The sequence below is a fragment of the Ruminococcus sp. Marseille-P328 genome (assembly GCF_964249465.1).
Classification (GTDB): domain Bacteria; phylum Bacillota; class Clostridia; order Lachnospirales; family Lachnospiraceae; genus Blautia_A; species Blautia_A faecis.
In genome coordinates, this window is sequence record NZ_CAXUBQ010000001.1 from 181,914 (window position 1) to 200,164 (window position 18,251).

Here is an 18,251-nt window from a genome sequence, read left to right on the forward strand (position 1 = left end):
GGCTAACGCCACACCAGCAACGGCTAGTCCGTGCCGTCGCCTTTCGCTTCGCACGTCGCCGTCCCGTCCTGCCTTGCTTGTGCAAGAGAGCCGATAGTCTGCAAAAAATCATGTCCTTTCGGGACTAAAGGCGTGTAAAACTCACTTATAACGCTTGTTCCCACATCACAATATCCACGCCCCTTGATACGCTTCTGAAAAAACTGCTTTTTCACATCTGAACCAAACAGCATACCGTAACCTAATTCGCTGATACGCCCAAGTCCCACACGGAAATTGAAGTTATCTCTGATACCGTCCGAGAAATACTTTGCGTCTGGACGCTGGCAGGCAACGATAAGGAAATAACCTGCTTGTCGCCCTAACATAACGATTTTCTTTAGCTAGCTAAGTAAGCTCACGCTTTCTTTCGTCCCCAGCATTTCAAAAAACGCCACATATTCATCAAAGATAAGAAAGCAGGGTGGCAGTCCCAGATAGGCGTAGTTTTCGCCTGTCTTATAGTTCGGGTGTCGCTTCATTTCCTCGCTTCGCTGTACCATGCCCTCATAAAAGGCATTGACGCAGTCTATCATTTCTTCTTTGGTATGGTAGACGTTTGGCATGACCGTTCCTAAGTCCGCAAGGTCGCTATTCTTCGGGTCTAATATGTAAAGGACAGCGTTGGTATGCAGTAAGGCTTCAATGAGCGTCAGCAGAAAATAAGTTTTACCGCCACCAGTTCCACCAGCAATCAGAGCGTGGGGGAGTGCGTCATATTCCCAGACAAGATTTTTCATCAATCTAAGACAGCCTTTTTCTGCACGTACTTCATCAATGGTAATGCGATTTGCTATCATATCATAAAGCAGGGTATATTCGATATAGCCGTCATGCAGGGTCTTGTCGGTCAGCTCACAATACAAGCCACTTTCCAATTTATCCTCTAACCGTAAAAGCTGGTCTTGATATTTCCCCAGCGTGATTTCACAGCGGATATGAAGCAGTCCCTTTTCCATTTGATAATAAATCTTTGGAAACCAGACGATTTTTTCTCTTGATCTGCTTTGCAGGTCAGTAAAAAAACCGCTGTCTTGTACGGTATCGGCTTCATACCACTTATTTTCCAGTATCATTCTTGCCAGCTTTTGACGGTGCAGGAGCTTCTTGAAACTATCGTAACAGAAGCGGTAATACAGAAAAGCGACCAATGCACAAACACCAGTCGCTATCAGTATGGTTATGAAGTTGTAAGGGGAGAGCGTCAAGCCGTTCTCTAACAAGCTGAAATGCTCCCAATCGGTACGCATGAGCTGTTTCGTATTCAGTAGCAAAAGAACCGCTACGAATACAAACAGAAGCGTCCCTATGGAAAAGTGATAGACAAGTTGCTTGTCGCTGGCTCTGATACGGTGTCCTTTGTTACAAATCTTACGCATAAATCAATCACTCCTTTCTGGATATGAAAAAAGCAGTCAATCCTAAGACTAACTGCTTTAAACTGTCTTTATTCAAAAATAAATATATCTTCTATCGGAGCTTTTACAGCTCTTGAAATATCTATTGCCAATTTAAGTGACGGATTATATTGTGCTTTTTCTAATCTCATAATAGTTTCACGACGAACACCTACAATGTCAGCGAGTTGTTCTTGTGTTAATTCTTGTGCTACACGATATTTTTTTAAATTACATACAAACTTTGCTTCCATAATTTATTCCCTTTTTTCATAACGATATAATAAATAGTTGCTAAGAAAAAGAACAAGAGCATAGATAAGTGAAACAGAAATCAGCATAAATATTGCACACCACTCAACATTACGGGAAAACATACCTATTGCCATAAGCCAGATAACTACAAATAATAGTTTAAAACCTATCTTGTAGGCTTCTAATTGTGCCTTACGTTTATTTTCTTGAAAAAGCTCATCTTCTAAGATATGAGAAAGTTTACCTTCAAAGAAAAAACTGAAAAAACCAAAAAATATGAAAAAAGCAAAAGGAAATATTTCTCCAAATTTATAGTATGTCCAAAATCCGCCAAACCCCAGAAAACCAAACATTCCACAAAATCCCCAGTAAGGAGAAATTGTTCTTGAATATCGTTTTTCCCTGCTGTTTTTTGAAAAGACATTTTTAAAGCAGATAATTACTATATAGATAGCATATAGTGCTATTAAAGCTCCAATTACTAACATAGGAATATCCTTGTAAGAAAATACATATTCCGACATATCCATATTTTTGACCCAGCGTCCATCATTGTATAATAGGGAGTAGATTGTACCAACAATAAGCAATAAAGCACACCCTACCCCCATAAAAATAATTTTTTTAATTTGTTTCTTTGACATATTTATCTCTCCTTTCAAATGAGATGTTTTTGTATCTTTATGAGATAAATATATCACTCCGCATTGTTCGTGTCAATCAAAATTAAGACAAATACATCACTTTTATTTCTTCGGCTGTCCCTGCGGTGTAGGGTTCTGTGGGCTACCTGCGTTCTGGTTGCCTTTATTCTTCAACACAATATCCTCTGCCTTTACATACCAGTCCACATCTGCACCCGTATAGGTTTTTCTTGATACCGTATCGGCTACTGGATTGACAAGCTCCACAACTGCATTGTAAGGAAATTCCCTTAACGGTACTTCTGGCGGTACAGACACGGGGATAATTCCACCGTGCAGACTGCACTTCAAATCATAGATACGCTTTTTAAGCTGGGTACTCGGTGTCCCGTCCTCATTCTGCAAGAACACATCACGTACCGCTGTAAACTTTAATTCTCCAAATGTTTTCTCTTTGTCAATAACAAACCCGTTTGATAATCTCATAAATTCTTCACTCCTTTACTTTTCTTCAACTGCTACAATATCATCAGCAACTAATACATAATCGGTATGTCCCATATCCCCGATTGCGTAACCTCTGCCGTATAACTTCGGATTGACAAGTTTTACTTTCTGTTCATACTTGAAATGCTTTTCGCCAGCCTGCACAGGAATTTCCACCACAACATTTTCGCCTTTCTGTATGTCAGAATAAAGGTTATAGCTTCGTCTGGCTAAGACCCTGCGGTTATTTTTATCTCTTTCAAAGACTGGCTCGCTTTCGCCTGCAAATTCAAGAGTTCCAAAAGACTGTGTCATATCTGGCACGACATATTTCATTTCCATATTGTTTTACCTCGTTTCTTTCTATATTTGATAAGTTTTTTAATTGTGATTTCTTATTCTGGCGGTTTGGGAAGTACCAGCAATCCCCCAGATAGTAAAGGGTAAAATCAATGCTTACGCACCCTTGACTATCCGTGTTCTTGCAGGTTGTAGGCAGACAAGCCAGAATAAGCAAAAATCTGCCGTTTGACAGCTTCGGCGGAGAGCGTGATTTTTCTTTCCTCATACCGTTACCGCCTTATGATTTCTTCATTTTACGGCGTTTGTAAAGATATGTTCCAGCCAGTCCACCAGCAGACGCAAGCAACATCACGATAAATGCCATTACATTTGTACTGTCGCCCGTTTTGGGACTGTCGCTAGGTCTGCTAGGCTTTTCTGGTGTCGGTGGTGTTTCGGGTTTCTCTGGTTCTTCTGGCTTTTCCTTAAAGGTAATCGTCTGTCCCTTATCCTCAATATTCTTATGTTCGGTAACTTTCTTCGGTTCGTCTGGATTGCTTAAATCGTACAATTCCTCAAAAGTTACAAGCTGTTTGCTGTCAAGAGAAGTAGCGTCAAAGGTAAAGGCAACTTCCACTTTCATAGCTTCGCTGTCAGCGGTAAAGGTATAATCACTTTCCACACGCTTTCCATTGATAAGAAGTTCTGCATTTTCTTCTTTCAACATCTGCCAGCCCACAAGTTTGTACTGTGTACCGATTTCTAAGCCCTCTAAGGTTACGGTATCAATGATTGTTACCTCTTTTTCAGCTTCAAGCTCTTTGTTGCCGTCTTTATCGGTAGCGGTTGTATGTATCTTGATGATACGCTCTGTGATAAGTACGGTCTGCCCGTCGTCCTTAATGTCTTTATGCTCCGCAACTTTTACGGGTTCGTCTGAATTGCTCAAATCGTATAATTCCTCGAATGTTACCAGATTTTTACCGCCAAGCTCGGACGCATTGAATGTATATGTAATTTCTATTTTCATTTCCTCATCATCAGCGACAAAGGTATAGTCATTTTCTACACGCTTTCCGTCAATGACAAGCTCGGCGTTTTCTTCCTTTAACATCTGCCAACCTTTGAGCTGATATTTTGAGCCTTTTGTAAGTCCGTCTAATTTGACCGTATCAACGATTGTTACCTCTTTTCCTGCAAGGATAGTCTTTTCGCCGTCCTTGCTGGTCGCTGTGGTATGGATAGAGATTTCTTTTTCGTATTCATCAGTCAGCGTCCCTAAATCAATCACAAGGTTATTTCTTGATACCACGATTTCAAAAGGTGGGATAAGTTCAAAGCCTTTGTTACTATCACAACGCATTTCTTCAATGATGTAGGTATCATAAGGTAATGCACCCTTGCTGTCGTCTGGTTCAGAAGTTCCAAACCACACACCGTCCTCGCTGGTCTTTCCTGCGTTGGTATTGTGCTTATGAGAAGCCCATTCAGCAGAAGTGGAGAATTGCCCGTTATCATCAGTTACCACGACGTGATTTTCGCCCGTTGTCTTGCTTGTGATCCTAAAAGGAACATCAGCAAGACGCTTGTGTGTGCCTGCACCGATTTTTACACCCTCAATATCTCCACGCTTAATCTGATTATAGATAGAATGGGCTTTTTCGGTTAAGTCCACGATTTTTCCATTTTCTGTGATTGTAAAATCAATCGGCTTTGCACCGTCAGTTAAGTAACCGTTGGGAGCTTCACTCTCAACGATACGGAATTTTCCATAAGGTAAGAGGTCAGAAGAAGTAGAAGCGACACCCTCAATATCTGTACGAATTGTCTTTACCACTTCATTTTTCTTGTATAACTTGCCCTCAACCAATACTTCATTATCATTTAAGGAAATGATGTCAAAGGCAGTATCTTTCAAAGTGGCACTTCCTTGTGGCTTTGTATCGCCCGTTTCTAAATCTCGTTTCTGAATTTTGACACCGCCACGGATAACCTTGTCTGATACGGAAAACTGGTTACTTCCAGATAATACGGCAAGGTCGCCGTCCTCGGTAATCTGTGTTACATATAAGCCTTTTATCTGTTCGGACTTATCGCCAGCCTGCATATATGCACCCTCTAACAAGTAGCCGTTTGGAGCTTTTGTTTCTTCTACGGTTAGTGTTCCAAGTGGAAGAACCGCCTTGCCGTCCTGCATATAGAAGCTGTCGCCAGATACTTTGTATGTGTCCGCTAATTTTGTGATGTAATGAGTTGTCCCGTCGCTGTCTGTTTCAGCGATTGTCTTTGTAACCCATGTACGAGTAGCTTCGGCAGGGAGATTGTCTTTATTGTAGAAGCCAGCATAATACTTCCATGTAAATTCCGCACCTGCTAAAGAAGCGTTCCCTTGCGGATTGTCTTTCTGTGTTTCCATATCAATCTTGAAAAGCTCAATCAAAGTGTCCGTTACTTTTGGCGTATCTGATACGTTCAAGGTTGCTGTTTCGCCAGCTTTGATTGTCAATGGATAGACTGTTTTATCCACTTTATATCCTGCTGGTGCGGATAATTCCTTGATATAAACTGTCCCTGCTTTTACCTCTGCAATATCTGTATCTCCGTTTTCATCAGTCGTAAGGGTGGCAAGCTGTTTCGTGCAGTCCTTATCAGCAAAGACACCGTATGTTGCACCAGCGATAGAGTAATTCCCGTTACCGTCTGTAATGCTGGTATTACTGGAAACCTTTTGCAGTTTCGTATTTCCGACATTCAGTTTCGCCCAGAATTGTCCCAATTCCTGCCCCTCGCCAGAGTAGATATAACCGCCACATTCATAGCGTTCTTTATTCTCTTTAACAAAGGCTCTTGCACCAGCGAAAACTTCGTCCTGCGTAGCCTTTGGTATTTCATCATAAGAAGCTCGCACGTTATCACATTGCCAGCCAAGATGTACGCTTAATCTCTGCCAGACTACACATTGTTCCAACAGATAGACTTGTTTGTAGTTCAATTCCTTGTGAGCTTCGCCATACTGTTTGACATACTCTAAGGATAACGCCACATCTGAAATCTGGTCGGCACTCATGCGTGAGCTTGCGTCAGCTCTGGTCTTGTAACCATTCTTAAAATCTGTATTGATGTCAATACAATAGGCAGTTTCGTCCTCGACTTTCATATAACCCTCATTGAATGTCGAACCGATAGAACCGTCATTCATTACTTTTTCAATGATACCGACACGCTCTGCACTTTCCGTCCAGTATTGCTTACTTTCTGCATGGACGGGTATAGTCGGTAAAGCAGTAACGACAGTTGCAAGAGCTAAGAAGCCCGTACACAATCGTTTCCATGTCTTTTTCATAAATCTAATGCTCCTTTCATTTTGGGTGATAAAATAGCCGTCCAATAAGAACGGCTGGAAATAGAAAAGGAACGTCATGTTAGGCGTTCCATAGTCTATAAAATATTCAATTTTTTATACTGATGTGTTGCTCATCAAAATCTCAAATTAAGGTTATTTGACACCAATTTTGACACCAATTTTTTGTATATTGACGATTTCTGATGAAATGTGATAAATTCATAAAACCCGTGAAAAGCCTGTAAATAGGCACTTTACGGCACTCTATGAACTAAGACAAAAGCTACGCTGTAATAACAAGAGGTGAGTGCTAATTATTTTGTGAAGAATTTGTGAACGCTACGGTCTGTGCTAGACGGATATCCACCGGACATCCAGCCCCCATCACATACTGCATAAAAAGGAACAACATATTTTTGCAACTTATCTTGCACTTTCACTGCTATCAACAAATGTATCTTCTGTTTATATATATTATTACCATGAATTTGCATTGCTCAGTCTACAATCCCCAATAACCAGTCTCTGGCATTAATACGTCGAATTCCCTCATATTGTTCTTCTGGTTCTTCATCCATTGTTAAGATAATCTTTGGATAATGATCTCGTATCGCCTGTAATGGCCTTAATTCTCTTAAAAGTGTATTTTCATCTCGTACAGTCAGTGCCACCTGGAAATATACTGTTCCCTTTTTATTCTGTGCCACAAAATCCACTTCATATGAATCGATTTTTCCAACATACACCTCATATCCTCGACGTAACAATTCCAGATAGACTATATTTTCCAGAACATGTCCTGCATCTGCCTGCCTCGAACCTAAAAGCATATACCTCATTCCAATATCAACTATATAATATTTTTCAAGAGTTTTTAAATATTGTTTTCCCTTTATATTATAACGTTTTGCCTGATATATAATATAACTCTCGCTAAAAGCCTCTAGATATTTTTCCACCGTTTTTGTATCAATTTTTCGCCCTTCTGAGGTCATCGTATCTGCAATTTTTTTTGATGACAATGGATTTCCTATATTATCAAACACAAATCTTAAGACACTCTTAAGCATCATAGTATCTGTAATTTTTTTTCTGTTTATAATATCCTTTACAACAATCGTATTATAGATTCCTTCCAGATAATCTCTGATCTCATCTGGCTGATTTTTTAATTCCAGTGTAAACGGAAATGAACTATTCTGCAAATACTCAGCATATTTGATTCCTCTGTCATTCATACTGCCAGTACTCTCCATATATTCCTTAAAAGACAACGGCAACATTTCAATCTGAATATATCTTCCTGAAATCATAGTTGCAATCTCACTGGACAACATATATGCATTGGAACCAGTCACATAAATATCTATGTTTTTTTTAATATAAAGACTGTCCAACACTTTCGGAAAATCTGTTACATTCTGAATTTCATCAAGGAAAATATATGTCATTTTTCCATCAATCAGACGTTCCTTTAAATATTTATATAATTTCCTGTAATCTGTCAGTTCTTCATAATCAAGATCTTCAAAATTAATAGAAATAATCTGTTCTTCCTCAATCCCATGCTCTTTTAAATAATTGCGATAAATTTCCAGAAGCATAGATTTTCCACAACGTCGTACACCTGTAACAATTTTAATCAACTGCTTATCTTTCCAGGCTATCAGTTTTTCTAAATATTCTTTTCTTTCTATAATCATAATAATGCTCCTTTCTTTACTAATTATATTCCAAAAGCAACAAAAAAATCAATAGTTTTAGGATTGTAGTCCCAAAACTATTGATTTTTTATTTTTATTGGAACAAAAATTAACTTACTAGCTGCTTCTGATAATTTACTGATGGCAATAGATCTTGCAGATGGCATTACTTTCCACAGCACTCCACAATGGCCTTTTCCACATCTTCTATCTGGAATGGTTTTGCCAGATGTGCGGTCATGCCGGCTGCGAGACATCTTTTTGCATCTTCCTCAAATGCATTTGCAGTCATTGCAATGATCGGAACTGTTTTTGCATCCGCCCTGTCCATAGCACGTATGGCTTTTGTTGCTGCGATACCATCCATAACAGGCATCATGACATCCATCAATATGGCATCAAAGGTTCCCGGAGAATTACTTTCGAAGTACTCCACCGCCTGTCTGCCGTTTTTTGCAACTGTAACCTTCGCACCGTCATCAGTCAGCAACATTTCTATGATTTCAGCATTAAGCTCATTATCCTCGGCTGCCAACAGATGCAATCCACGAATATTATATTTCTCTGCAATTTCCTCATCCTTTTTCTGTTTCTCTGCAATCTCAAAAGGAATGGTAATGACAAACACAGATCCAACTCCCACCTGACTTGTCACTTCAATACTTCCATGCATCTGCTCAATCAATCCCCTGGCAATCGCCATTCCCAGACCAGTTCCCTGATAAACACTACGGGCATCTGTTTTTTCCTGTGAGAACGGATCAAAAATGCGGCTCAGGAACTCTGCACTCATCCCTATACCTGTATCAGAAATTGTCCATCTGTATGTACAGATCCCATCATGTACATCTACAGCCTCCATTACCGTGGTAATCTTTCCTCCCGGCCGGTTATACTTAATGCAGTTTCCATAGATATTCAGAAAAATCTGGCGAAGATGCAGTGAGCTTCCATAGACATAAGGATAGGGAATATCCTCCTTATTTTTCTCATAAATCCACTGAATATCCTCATCTGCTGCCCTGTGTGTGATAATGCTCTCAATCTCATAGACCAGATCTTTAAGACAGATATATTCATGAGTCAAAACAATATGACCTTCCTCTATTTTGCTCATCTGCAGAACATCATTAATAAGGGAAAGTAAATAATCCGCTGCTATCTTCATCTTTTTATGATTTTCCCGTATCAGTGCTTTATCCTCAAAATGGGTCTCATCAATCTTTAACAGACCAATAATACCATTCAAAGGTGTCCTGATATCATGGCTCATACGGCTTAGGAAATTCGTTTTCGCCCTGCTCTCGGCACGCATTTCATTAAATGCAGCCTGAAGGCGTGCCTGTTCCTGCTCATCCCGTTCATGTCTCTGTGTGGTATCCTGCAACAGAATGATTGCATAAATCATAGGGATCTCAGCAAGAATTTCTGTATCAAACACCACCATTCTGGTCATAAGAACTGTTTTCTGTACCCAGCGGATACTTCCATCATCTTCGCGGGCACAATACTCCACAGACATATTTGTTTCTCCGTTCTCAAACCTCTTACGAAGCTTTTCACAATTATCTGTCATACAGTAACCGGCAATTGTTTCCTGGGTGATTTTTTTCTCATATTCCCAGCAGTAATCCTGATAAGAACATGGAAGTGAATAATCCATAAAAAGTTCCCGGCTCTTCTGTTCTTTTCCATTCAGTACAATCCTTCTTTCCAGAACATCTTTTGTCAGATTTACTGTATAGATCACATCTGACAATTCCAGAAGCGCATCCACATAGCTGTCATTTTCCAGGATAGACTGTTTCAGCTGTTCATAATAAAGCTGCAGCTGCTCTTTTGCCCCTGTCTGACCTTCTGAAGTCTTTCGGATGGTTTCAAATGCCAGGAGAAAATGATGCAGCTTTTTGTCCTCATCCCAGTCCACAGGAATCAGTGTCAGGCGGTTATATGCCCCCTGTTTCCCGATATTATACTCATATTCCAGCACATCTTTCTTCGTATGCATTTTCTTTTGAAGTTCCGAAATCTGCAGCCCTTCGCGAATATCTGCCTGACAGGACTTTTCAATCTGTTCCTCTATGATCTGTTCCACTGCACCGGAATATGCACCATCAGAGGCCAGGAAAAAATTTTCACTGGAACGAATCGCCCGATAGGTATCCATCCCGGCATCACAATACAGACAATCTGAGAAATTACTGCCGTGCTGATTAAGCAGCTTTAACAGCTGATATCCCTGATTCTTTTCTGCTGCAGCCTCTTCCCTTTTTACATGATTCTTATTGATATACATGTTTTTGTCTGCGCAGTTAAACAGCTCCCTCATTGTACTTCCGGGAAAATCACAGGCCAGTGCAAAACCTACCGCATAGCTTAGCTGAGTATCCGGATACACTCTGGATTCCTCTGCCATATCTCTGCGCACCTTTTCAAGGCACTGTGTCATCTGTTCCCTGTCCAGTCCATGGGTAACTACAAGAAACTCATCTCCACCTGCTCTTCCCACAAACTGCTCTGCTGGTATGGAAGCCCGCAGGCAGATAGCAAATCTACGGATATAGGCATCACCGGCTTCATGTCCTCTGCTGTCATTAATACGCCGGAGATTATTAAGGTCAAAACTGCAGACACCGGTATCTGCATCCGTTTCTTCCTCACTCAGTAATTCTTCACATTTATTTTTGTTCGGAAGTCCTGTCGCATCATCCAGATATACTTTTCGCTGCAACAGACGGTTCATTGCAGCATACTGTATTGCTTTTATAAACTCATATCCGATCAGCAGCATCAACACAACAATATCTGCTGTGATATATTTTTCAAGCAATGATAAGGATGTGGCTTTTTTCTGCGAATATTTTTCGGCCAGACCTGTTGCTTCATCACAGATTACAAAGAAATCCTCACTTCTGGATATAATATCTGTTTTTTCATATCCTTCAGACCGCCCCAAACAGATTTCTTTATACAGATCAGAAAATCCCTCGTCCAGTTCCTGCATTTTATTCTGAAAATCCGTATCATTCAGATATACCAGATTCAGTTTCGTATTTCCATTGCGCAGACCATCAATGAAAGACCTTACCTCCTGGATCATTGCATCGTCCTGTTCCCCGGCAACCTCCAGCTTGATGATCCTCTGTGTCTCTCCACGGACTAAACCAGTATAATTTACAATACGAGCCGTTCCCTGAATATCAGAAACAATTCCCATCATTATAATAATAAGAATAGCCAGAATAACTGCCAGAACACCAATACTGACCTGAATCATACTGGATTTCTTTTTCTTATTCTTTACTTCGGACATGGTCCTCCCCCTTCTTGTTTTATTCTGTAAAAAATGGCCTGGATGAACCGATATCCCAGATATCCTGATATAGCGCCTGCCAGGACTCCGCCAAGAACATCTGTGGGATAATGCACATACAAATACAATCTTGATATTCCTATCAGACAGGCAAGAACCAGAACCGGTTTCCACAGCTTCTTTTCTCCCATTCTTTCAGCATATGCATTATTTTACCCTACTTTTTCCTGTATGCCTACTCAAATTTGAATGTATTTATTTATAAACAGGATTAGGGTGTCAAAAGGTCACTGACCTTTGATATATATTTCCTTTTGCATCAAATAAGTGAAACCGGCTCAGTTCCGGTTCTTCTTTTGGATCTCGCTCAAACCGAAGAATATACTGTTCCAGTAATTTCTCAACTTCTTTCTGGTTATCCAATTTGCCAAGATACTCCTTCTCTTTGAACAATTGCCAGCCTGCTTTTCCATCAAGACCAGCGTCTTTGAAAAATGTCAGTAACTTATCACTTCCTTTCAGGCAAAGAAAAAGACGCAAGCCACATTTCTATGACTCACGCCTTACTTCGCTCACAATATTCTATTTTCATTAGTTATCTGCTAGATTGTTTACTGGCAACATTTATACATAAATCAATTCCTTGAGAATAATCTCTTCCGCAATCGCTCTGTGCTGATTAGCAGCTCTTACCCAGGCAATCTGATTTTTCTCTTTATCCGGTAATGGTTCTTTTTCTTCCAACTGTTTCAGGATCACTTCTTCCCGTTCTCTGGCTGCCTGCGTTCATTTTATTAGCACTCTCCATTTCTCATCATTTTTTGACCACAAATTTACGACATTTACGACAAATCTGACACTGCTTTACAATACCAGACAAAATGACTGATGCCCCGGAAAGCCTGTAAAACAGGCACTTCTAGGATACACAAGCCAGGACAAAAATCGACTTTCATTATCAAGAGGTGAGTGCTAATTTCACATTTTCCAATTTTTCTATTTTCCTACAGCATCTCCCTCAGCTGATAATTTGTATACACCTGTTCATAATCATATTCCGAATCATACCTAGTAAGTGTCACCATAGGATCTGCACCTGGAATGATCTGGTAGCTATAGGAAACTTCGTAATCCTCATCTATAAATTTCACAGCCCCCTGGTTTTCAGAGCCTTCTGTGATTTCCGTCCTGTAAGCTGTGAAAACACGTCCGCTGTTTATGTCGTTTGCCATGGCTGTCATAACTTCGGCCAGATTTCCAAGATCCTCATTTATCGTAAACTGGTTCCAGCGGTCTACCAGAACCGCACCATAGCATTTATCGCCATACTCACTGGTGGCCTCTCTCCAGCAAATGTTGATATAGTTATCATCCGTTATTCTGTAGCTTCCAACATAGTCCCTGGGATCATAATATTCATCTCCTGCCCAATGAGCTGTAAAGGTTCCATTGTCTTCATCCACGGAAACTTCATAACCTTTTTCCAAATTCGCAGCCCCAAGATAGCGGGCAATGATCTCCTCCGGATTGTCTGTTTCCGGATGATAAATGTAGGGATTCTCCTTTGGAATCTTAGCTTTTTCACTATCTTCCAGATTGTCCAGATTATCCAGGCTCTGAGCTTCTCCTGTCTGCACCAGTTCACGTCCAAAAATCACCTGGGTATCCTCATCTAAGCTCCCCACAAACTCTCCGTCCACTGTATCAAGATAAATGTCTCCCTCCTCCAGAGAAACAAGTATTTTCCCGCCCTCCAGCTTCCATGAGACCTTCAGAATTTCTGCCGAGTCTGACTCCTCACTATTGTAGGACATTTCCATGTAAGCACTTCCGTCTTCCATCAGCCTCATTTCCAAGTATTGGTTCAAATATTCCGCTACATTGTGGCGTTCGCTGCTTTCGTCGGAATATATTACATAATTGGCATACCAGATGCCCATATAGTCCTCCGGATTTTCGATTTCTGCATGGGCAATAGCAGGAAACAATGCGGCGGTTAACATTCCGGTAAATATTGCAGCAATTATTTTTCTTTTCATAAGCACCCTCCCTGGATCATATAATTTTTCTGAAAAATATAGTTTTAACTTTGCAGCCAGATACAAAACAGTAACCAGAAATTTTTTCTACAACTGTATCATTCTGCTGTAACTATATTATAAGAAATTTACCCAGGAAAAAGCACTATACTCTGGTTAGTATTTTTCTCATTGCCCATATAAAAAGGATCCAGCTTGCAGGATTCTCTGCCTGCGGAGGGTCGCCTCGAGCGACAGCTACCCTTCCGCCGCAGTGCGTTCCTGCTCAGTAAGACTTTTTATGTAATAGGCAATTCCAACAGAATTTCCTATTACATAAAAAAGGCGTCCCCTGCAAGCTGAACCACTTACAAGAACGCCCTATACATCGAATATTAAGTAACTGCCATATTAACTTGTCTGATTTTTCAGACACACTCTACCGCTCTATACCATATTCTATCTCTCTAAAAGCTTCCCAATCAGGCTTGTCACCAGAAACGCCGCAATATCTACAGCCACAATAGTAGACCCTACCGGCGTTCCGCCCAGGATGGAAACAATAATTCCAAGAAATGCACACAACACAGATAAAATCGCCGAACAGATAATTACTGCGCTGAATCGTTTATAGATTCTCATTGCCGACAGTGCCGGGAAAATGATCAAAGCTGAGATCAGCAGGGACCCCACCAGATTCATAGCCAGTACAATGATCACTGCTGTGATCACCGCAATCAGAAGATTGTACATATCTGTCCTGGTTCCAGTAGCTTTTGCAAAATTTTCATCAAAGGTAACCGCAAATATCTTATGATAAAATACTGTAAACAGTGCCACAACAATAACAGACACCACTACACACAGCCACACCTCAGATGTGGTTAGGGTCAGGATTGACGTAGAACCAAACAGGCTGCTGCACACATCTCCGGAAATATTAGCGCCTGTGGAAAAAACATTCATCAGCAGATAGCCAACTGCCAGGGCTCCAACCGAAATCATAGCGATTGCCGCATCTCCTTTGATCTTCGTACTCTGTCCTGTACGAAGAAGCAGCACCGCACAGATCACAGTTACCGGCATGACAAACAGCATATTGTTGCTGAAATTCAGCACCGATGCAATAGCCATAGCTCCGAATGCCACATGGGACAGTCCGTCCCCAATAAAGGAAAATCGCTTCAGCACCAGCGTTACCCCCAGAAGAGAGGAGCAAAGTGCAATAAGCACGCCTACGATCAAAGCATACCACACAAATGGATACTGGAAATAAAATACCAGTTTTTCAAAAATTCCGCTCATGCTTTTCCCTCCTCTCCAGCATCCACAAGCCTCTTTCCAATCTTGCTTTCCAGATATTCCTCTTTTGTTCCGAAGAAAACCTTCTGCCCAATATGCAGCACATGACTTGCATAAGTTGCTACTTCACTGATATCGTGAGAAATCATGATGATGGTTACTCGATCTTCTTTATTTAATTCGTTGATAATCTGGTACATATCCGCAGTTGCAACCGGATCCAGGCCAGAAACAGGCTCATCCAGAAGGAGGATTTTCCTTGTGGCGCAGAGAGCTCTGGTCAGAAGCACTCTCTGCTGCTGCCCTCCGGACAACTGTCGATAACAACGGTCAGCCAGATCCGTGATCCTGGTTTTCTCCATCAATTCGTGGGCTTCTTTTTTCTCTGCTTTATTGTAAAAAGGACGAAGTCCCATTCTTCCCAGGAAACCGGACATCACAATTTCATCTACCGAAGCAGGGAAGTCTCTCTGAAGCGCAGTCTGCTGTGGCAGATAGCCAATCTCGTTGATTTTTAAATCGTCTCCCAGAATGATACTGCCGCTCATAGGGCTCTGAAGATGAAGAAGGGTTTTCATCAGTGTGGATTTCCCAGAGCCGTTTTCTCCTACGATACAAAGGTAATCACCGGAATTTACGCTGAAATTCAGCCCGGACAAAATCGCTTTTCCTTCATATCCCAATGTAAGGTTCTCGCAAGTAATCAGACTCATAATGCCTCCTTCAGAATCTGGAGATTATTTTCCATGATGGAAAGGTATGTGGTTCCCTCTTCCACATCCTTTGTTGTTACGGACTGCATGGAATTTAATGTCAAAATCTTCTGATCCTTAGTGTTTGTATTTTCAATTACTGCTTTCGCTACTTTCTGATCGGAATTCTCGATGGTGAGAACAGCCGGAAGGTTCAGCTCATCCAGCTTGCCAGCCAGAAATGTGATGGTCTCGAAGCTGGCATCTGTTTCTGCGGAACAGCCGGCAAATGCAGCGTAGTAAGTAAGATTGTAGTCGTCAATTAAATAGCGGAACGGGAAACGATCTGCAAAAAGCAGGGTTTTTGACTGGGATTTCTCCACTGATGTCTGGTATTCCTGATCGAGAGCTGCCAGTTTTTCTTCGTAATCCTCGGCGTTCTGCTGATAAAGCCGGGAATGCTCCGGATCGGCATCCGCCAGACTACTGGCAATGGTGTCGCAGAACAGAGACGCATTTTTCAAAGACAGCCAGACATGCTCATCGTATTCCAGATCATCATCGTGGGTATGCTCTTCTTCGTGAGTGTGACCATCTTCATCCTGCATCCCCTCTACAATCTCTTCCTCCTTCACCTGGTCTCCCAACACGTCCATCAGGTTGATTGCTTTTCGGTCTGGGTTTCCGGCGCCCTTCAATGCATCGGCAACCCAGGAATCAGACTCACCGCCTACATAAATAAACAGGTCACAGGTGGATACTTTCAAAATATCTTCCATGGTAGGCTGGAAACTATGCATGTCTGTTCCGTTACCCAAAAGCAGGGTAAGATCCACATTATCAGCCTGGTCACCCAGGATTTCCTTTACCCAGTCGTATTCTGGAAAAATAGTGGCTACAATCTGAAGCTTCTGACTATCTGAGCTGGCATTTTCCTGTTCGCTGCCATTTACCCCGCTCTGGCTTTCTGTTACACTGGAATTGTCAGTTCCTGCTGCCGCACCTGCACCGCAGCCTGCAAGAAGGCAGGCAGTACCTATTGTGGCAGCTGACATGAATAGCCTTTTGAATTTATTTTTTAATTTGTGCATGTTCAACCTCATTATTTTCCTCTACACTCCTCACAGATTCCATAAAACACCGTCCTGGTAAAATCCCACTGAAATCCATGGTCTGCCAGCATATGCTCGCCCAGATGTGCCATTTCCCCGCATTCCAGATGAATCACCTTTCCACACTTCTCGCATTTGCAATGAAAGCATATATGCTTATGACAATGCTCATCATGTCCCAGATACTCGAAGCATGCACTGCTGGTGCCGTCTACCACATATTTGGCAACCAGTCCCTGCTCCACCATCCGGTCAAGCTGGCGGTACACCGTTGTGGTTCCGATAGAAATCCCCTGACTTTTAAAGTATTTGCATATATCGCTGACTGTAACATGTTTTCCTTCCATAGAGCACAGATAATTCTCCAGCTCTGTAATCTGTCTGGTACGATATTGTGCTTTTTCGCTCATTTCCCGCGCCTCCAATTTGAAAATCATTTTCATATTATAGCAGATTCTTTTTCAAAGTCAATATGAAAATCGTTTTCATTTTTGTCACTCCGTATTTTTTACAGTGCAATCAAAAATTCTCTTGTTTCTGCAGCACACAAGTGCTATTCTTATTCACAAAACAGACATGTCGTCTATCGGTGACATCACTATATATGAAAGTTTACATTTCTAAAGGAGCCTGACATCATGGAAAATATAAGTTATGGAAAAATTGTTCTGATCGGCGCAGGTCATGTGGGATCTGCAATTCTGGACTCTCTTCTGCGAATGAATCTTGCAGATGAGATCGTTGTCATAAACAGAAATCAAAAAAAAGCATTGGGAGTCGTACTGGATGCCAGCCACACCACCGCCTTTGCATACAGTGCCAACGCAAACATCCGGGTGGGTACCTACGAGGACTGTAAAGACGCCCAAATTATCATCAACACCGCAGGTCCCAGCATTCAGCCAGGCAATTCCCGTGACCGCATGGTGCTGCTGCAGACCAATGTACAGGTGATGAAGGAGATCATGACACAGATTACCACTTACACCCGTTCTGCCATTATTATCAATGTTTCAAATCCAATGGACATTCTTACTTATATTGCACAGAAGGAATTCAACTACCCCCGAAATCTTCTGATCGGTACCGGTACTCTTCTGGACACCGCCCGCTTCAATAAAATGCTTGCCGACCTATGCGGTGTAGATGCAAAAAATGTCACCGGATTCGTTCTTGGCGAACACGGCGGCACAAGCTTTATTCCATGGAATGCAGTTAATATTGTAGGAATTCCTTTCCATGATTTTCAGAAGCAGTTTGGCCTGAAAGAGCCTGTTGACTGTGAGAAGCTGCTTCACGAGGTGAAGGTCAGCGGTCTGGACATTGTAGAACTGAAGGGCTACACAAGCTCCGGCATCGCCCTTAGCGTCTGCCGTCTTGTAGGAGCCATTATGCGAAATGAACGTGCCGTCGTTCCGGCTTCCGTTGTTCTGGAAGGAGAATACGGATTAGAAGGAATCGCAATGAGCCTTCCATGCGTTATTTCACGAAATGGCGTGGAACGCACACTGCAGATTCCGCTGGATAAAGAAGGTGAGAAAAATCTTAAGATCTGCTACGAGTATCTCCGTAATGTAATCGAGAGTATTTCCTGACACCATAAATAATAAAAGCTTACTACAACTTAGACATTTATTTTTTCAATGTCTAAATCGCAGTAAGCTT

15 protein-coding genes and 2 pseudogenes are annotated in these 18,251 nt (G+C 41.5%); 1 reads left to right on the top strand and 16 read right to left on the bottom strand.

Annotation, left to right across the window (positions count from 1 at the left end):
• Window positions 1-23: 23 nt before the first annotated feature.
• The 16 genes and pseudogenes from ACESTK_RS00895 to ACESTK_RS00970 all read right to left on the bottom strand — a co-directional run bounded on the left by ACESTK_RS00895 (window position 24) and on the right by ACESTK_RS00970 (window position 16,996).
• Window positions 24-1,418, bottom strand: a pseudogene (locus tag ACESTK_RS00895) (FtsK/SpoIIIE domain-containing protein).
• 68 nt (window positions 1,419-1,486) lie between these two features.
• Window positions 1,487-1,690, bottom strand: coding sequence for a helix-turn-helix transcriptional regulator (locus tag ACESTK_RS00900; RefSeq protein WP_008787613.1), 204 nt, complete (start codon window positions 1,688-1,690; stop codon window positions 1,487-1,489).
• Between the two features lie 3 nt (window positions 1,691-1,693).
• Window positions 1,694-2,335, bottom strand: coding sequence for a DUF3796 domain-containing protein (locus ACESTK_RS00905; RefSeq protein WP_025579173.1), 642 nt, complete (start codon window positions 2,333-2,335; stop codon window positions 1,694-1,696).
• Between the two features lie 102 nt (window positions 2,336-2,437).
• Window positions 2,438-2,821 (bottom strand): YdcP family protein, encoded by a 384-nt coding sequence (locus ACESTK_RS00910; RefSeq protein ID WP_027089108.1) that lies wholly within the window; start codon window positions 2,819-2,821, stop codon window positions 2,438-2,440.
• Between the two features lie 15 nt (window positions 2,822-2,836).
• Window positions 2,837-3,163 (bottom strand): YdcP family protein, encoded by a 327-nt coding sequence (locus ACESTK_RS00915; RefSeq protein WP_027089109.1) that lies wholly within the window; start codon window positions 3,161-3,163, stop codon window positions 2,837-2,839.
• Between the two features lie 238 nt (window positions 3,164-3,401).
• Complete coding sequence (locus tag ACESTK_RS00920; RefSeq protein WP_373118200.1) at window positions 3,402-6,446, bottom strand: SrtB-anchored collagen-binding adhesin; 3,045 nt, start codon at window positions 6,444-6,446, stop codon at window positions 3,402-3,404.
• Between the two features lie 497 nt (window positions 6,447-6,943).
• On the bottom strand, window positions 6,944-8,146 hold the full coding sequence (locus tag ACESTK_RS00925; protein WP_373118355.1) for an ATP-binding protein: 1,203 nt from the start codon (window positions 8,144-8,146) through the stop codon (window positions 6,944-6,946).
• Window positions 8,147-8,315: 169 nt separating this feature from the next.
• On the bottom strand, window positions 8,316-11,462 hold the full coding sequence (locus ACESTK_RS00930) for a response regulator (protein WP_148461403.1): 3,147 nt from the start codon (window positions 11,460-11,462) through the stop codon (window positions 8,316-8,318).
• The gene (locus tag ACESTK_RS00935) at window positions 11,450-11,653 is read right to left on the bottom strand and encodes a phosphatase PAP2 family protein (RefSeq protein WP_319017142.1); all 204 of its coding nucleotides are present in this window, start codon (window positions 11,651-11,653) and stop codon (window positions 11,450-11,452) included. Before ACESTK_RS00935 ends, ACESTK_RS00930 begins: the two co-directional genes overlap by 13 nt.
• An 88-nt stretch (window positions 11,654-11,741) precedes the next feature.
• Complete coding sequence (locus ACESTK_RS00940) at window positions 11,742-11,915, bottom strand: hypothetical protein (protein ID WP_226840925.1); 174 nt, start codon at window positions 11,913-11,915, stop codon at window positions 11,742-11,744.
• A gap of 171 nt (window positions 11,916-12,086) precedes the next feature.
• Window positions 12,087-12,233: pseudogene (locus tag ACESTK_RS00945) on the bottom strand (TnpV protein); the annotation flags it as partial.
• A gap of 233 nt (window positions 12,234-12,466) precedes the next feature.
• Window positions 12,467-13,501: a hypothetical protein gene (locus ACESTK_RS00950; RefSeq protein ID WP_373118203.1), complete on the bottom strand. Its 1,035-nt coding sequence runs from the start codon at window positions 13,499-13,501 to the stop codon at window positions 12,467-12,469.
• A 438-nt stretch (window positions 13,502-13,939) separates the two neighbouring features.
• Window positions 13,940-14,785 carry a metal ABC transporter permease gene (locus ACESTK_RS00955; RefSeq protein WP_173772969.1) on the bottom strand — a complete coding sequence of 282 codons (846 nt, stop codon included), beginning with the start codon at window positions 14,783-14,785 and terminating at the stop codon, window positions 13,940-13,942.
• Window positions 14,782-15,495 (bottom strand): metal ABC transporter ATP-binding protein, encoded by a 714-nt coding sequence (locus ACESTK_RS00960; protein ID WP_342978537.1) that lies wholly within the window; start codon window positions 15,493-15,495, stop codon window positions 14,782-14,784. The genes ACESTK_RS00955 and ACESTK_RS00960 overlap by 4 nt, the downstream gene beginning before the upstream one ends.
• Window positions 15,492-16,565 (bottom strand): metal ABC transporter substrate-binding protein, encoded by a 1,074-nt coding sequence (locus ACESTK_RS00965; protein WP_187565312.1) that lies wholly within the window; start codon window positions 16,563-16,565, stop codon window positions 15,492-15,494. Before ACESTK_RS00965 ends, ACESTK_RS00960 begins: the two co-directional genes overlap by 4 nt.
• Window positions 16,566-16,576: 11 nt before the next feature.
• Complete coding sequence (locus ACESTK_RS00970; protein WP_118577699.1) at window positions 16,577-16,996, bottom strand: Fur family transcriptional regulator; 420 nt, start codon at window positions 16,994-16,996, stop codon at window positions 16,577-16,579.
• 228 nt (window positions 16,997-17,224) lie between these two features.
• On the opposite strand from ACESTK_RS00970, the gene ACESTK_RS00975 reads away from it, so the two are divergent.
• The gene (locus ACESTK_RS00975) at window positions 17,225-18,181 is read left to right on the top strand and encodes an L-lactate dehydrogenase (protein ID WP_118577700.1); all 957 of its coding nucleotides are present in this window, start codon (window positions 17,225-17,227) and stop codon (window positions 18,179-18,181) included.
• Window positions 18,182-18,251: the final 70 nt, after the last annotated feature.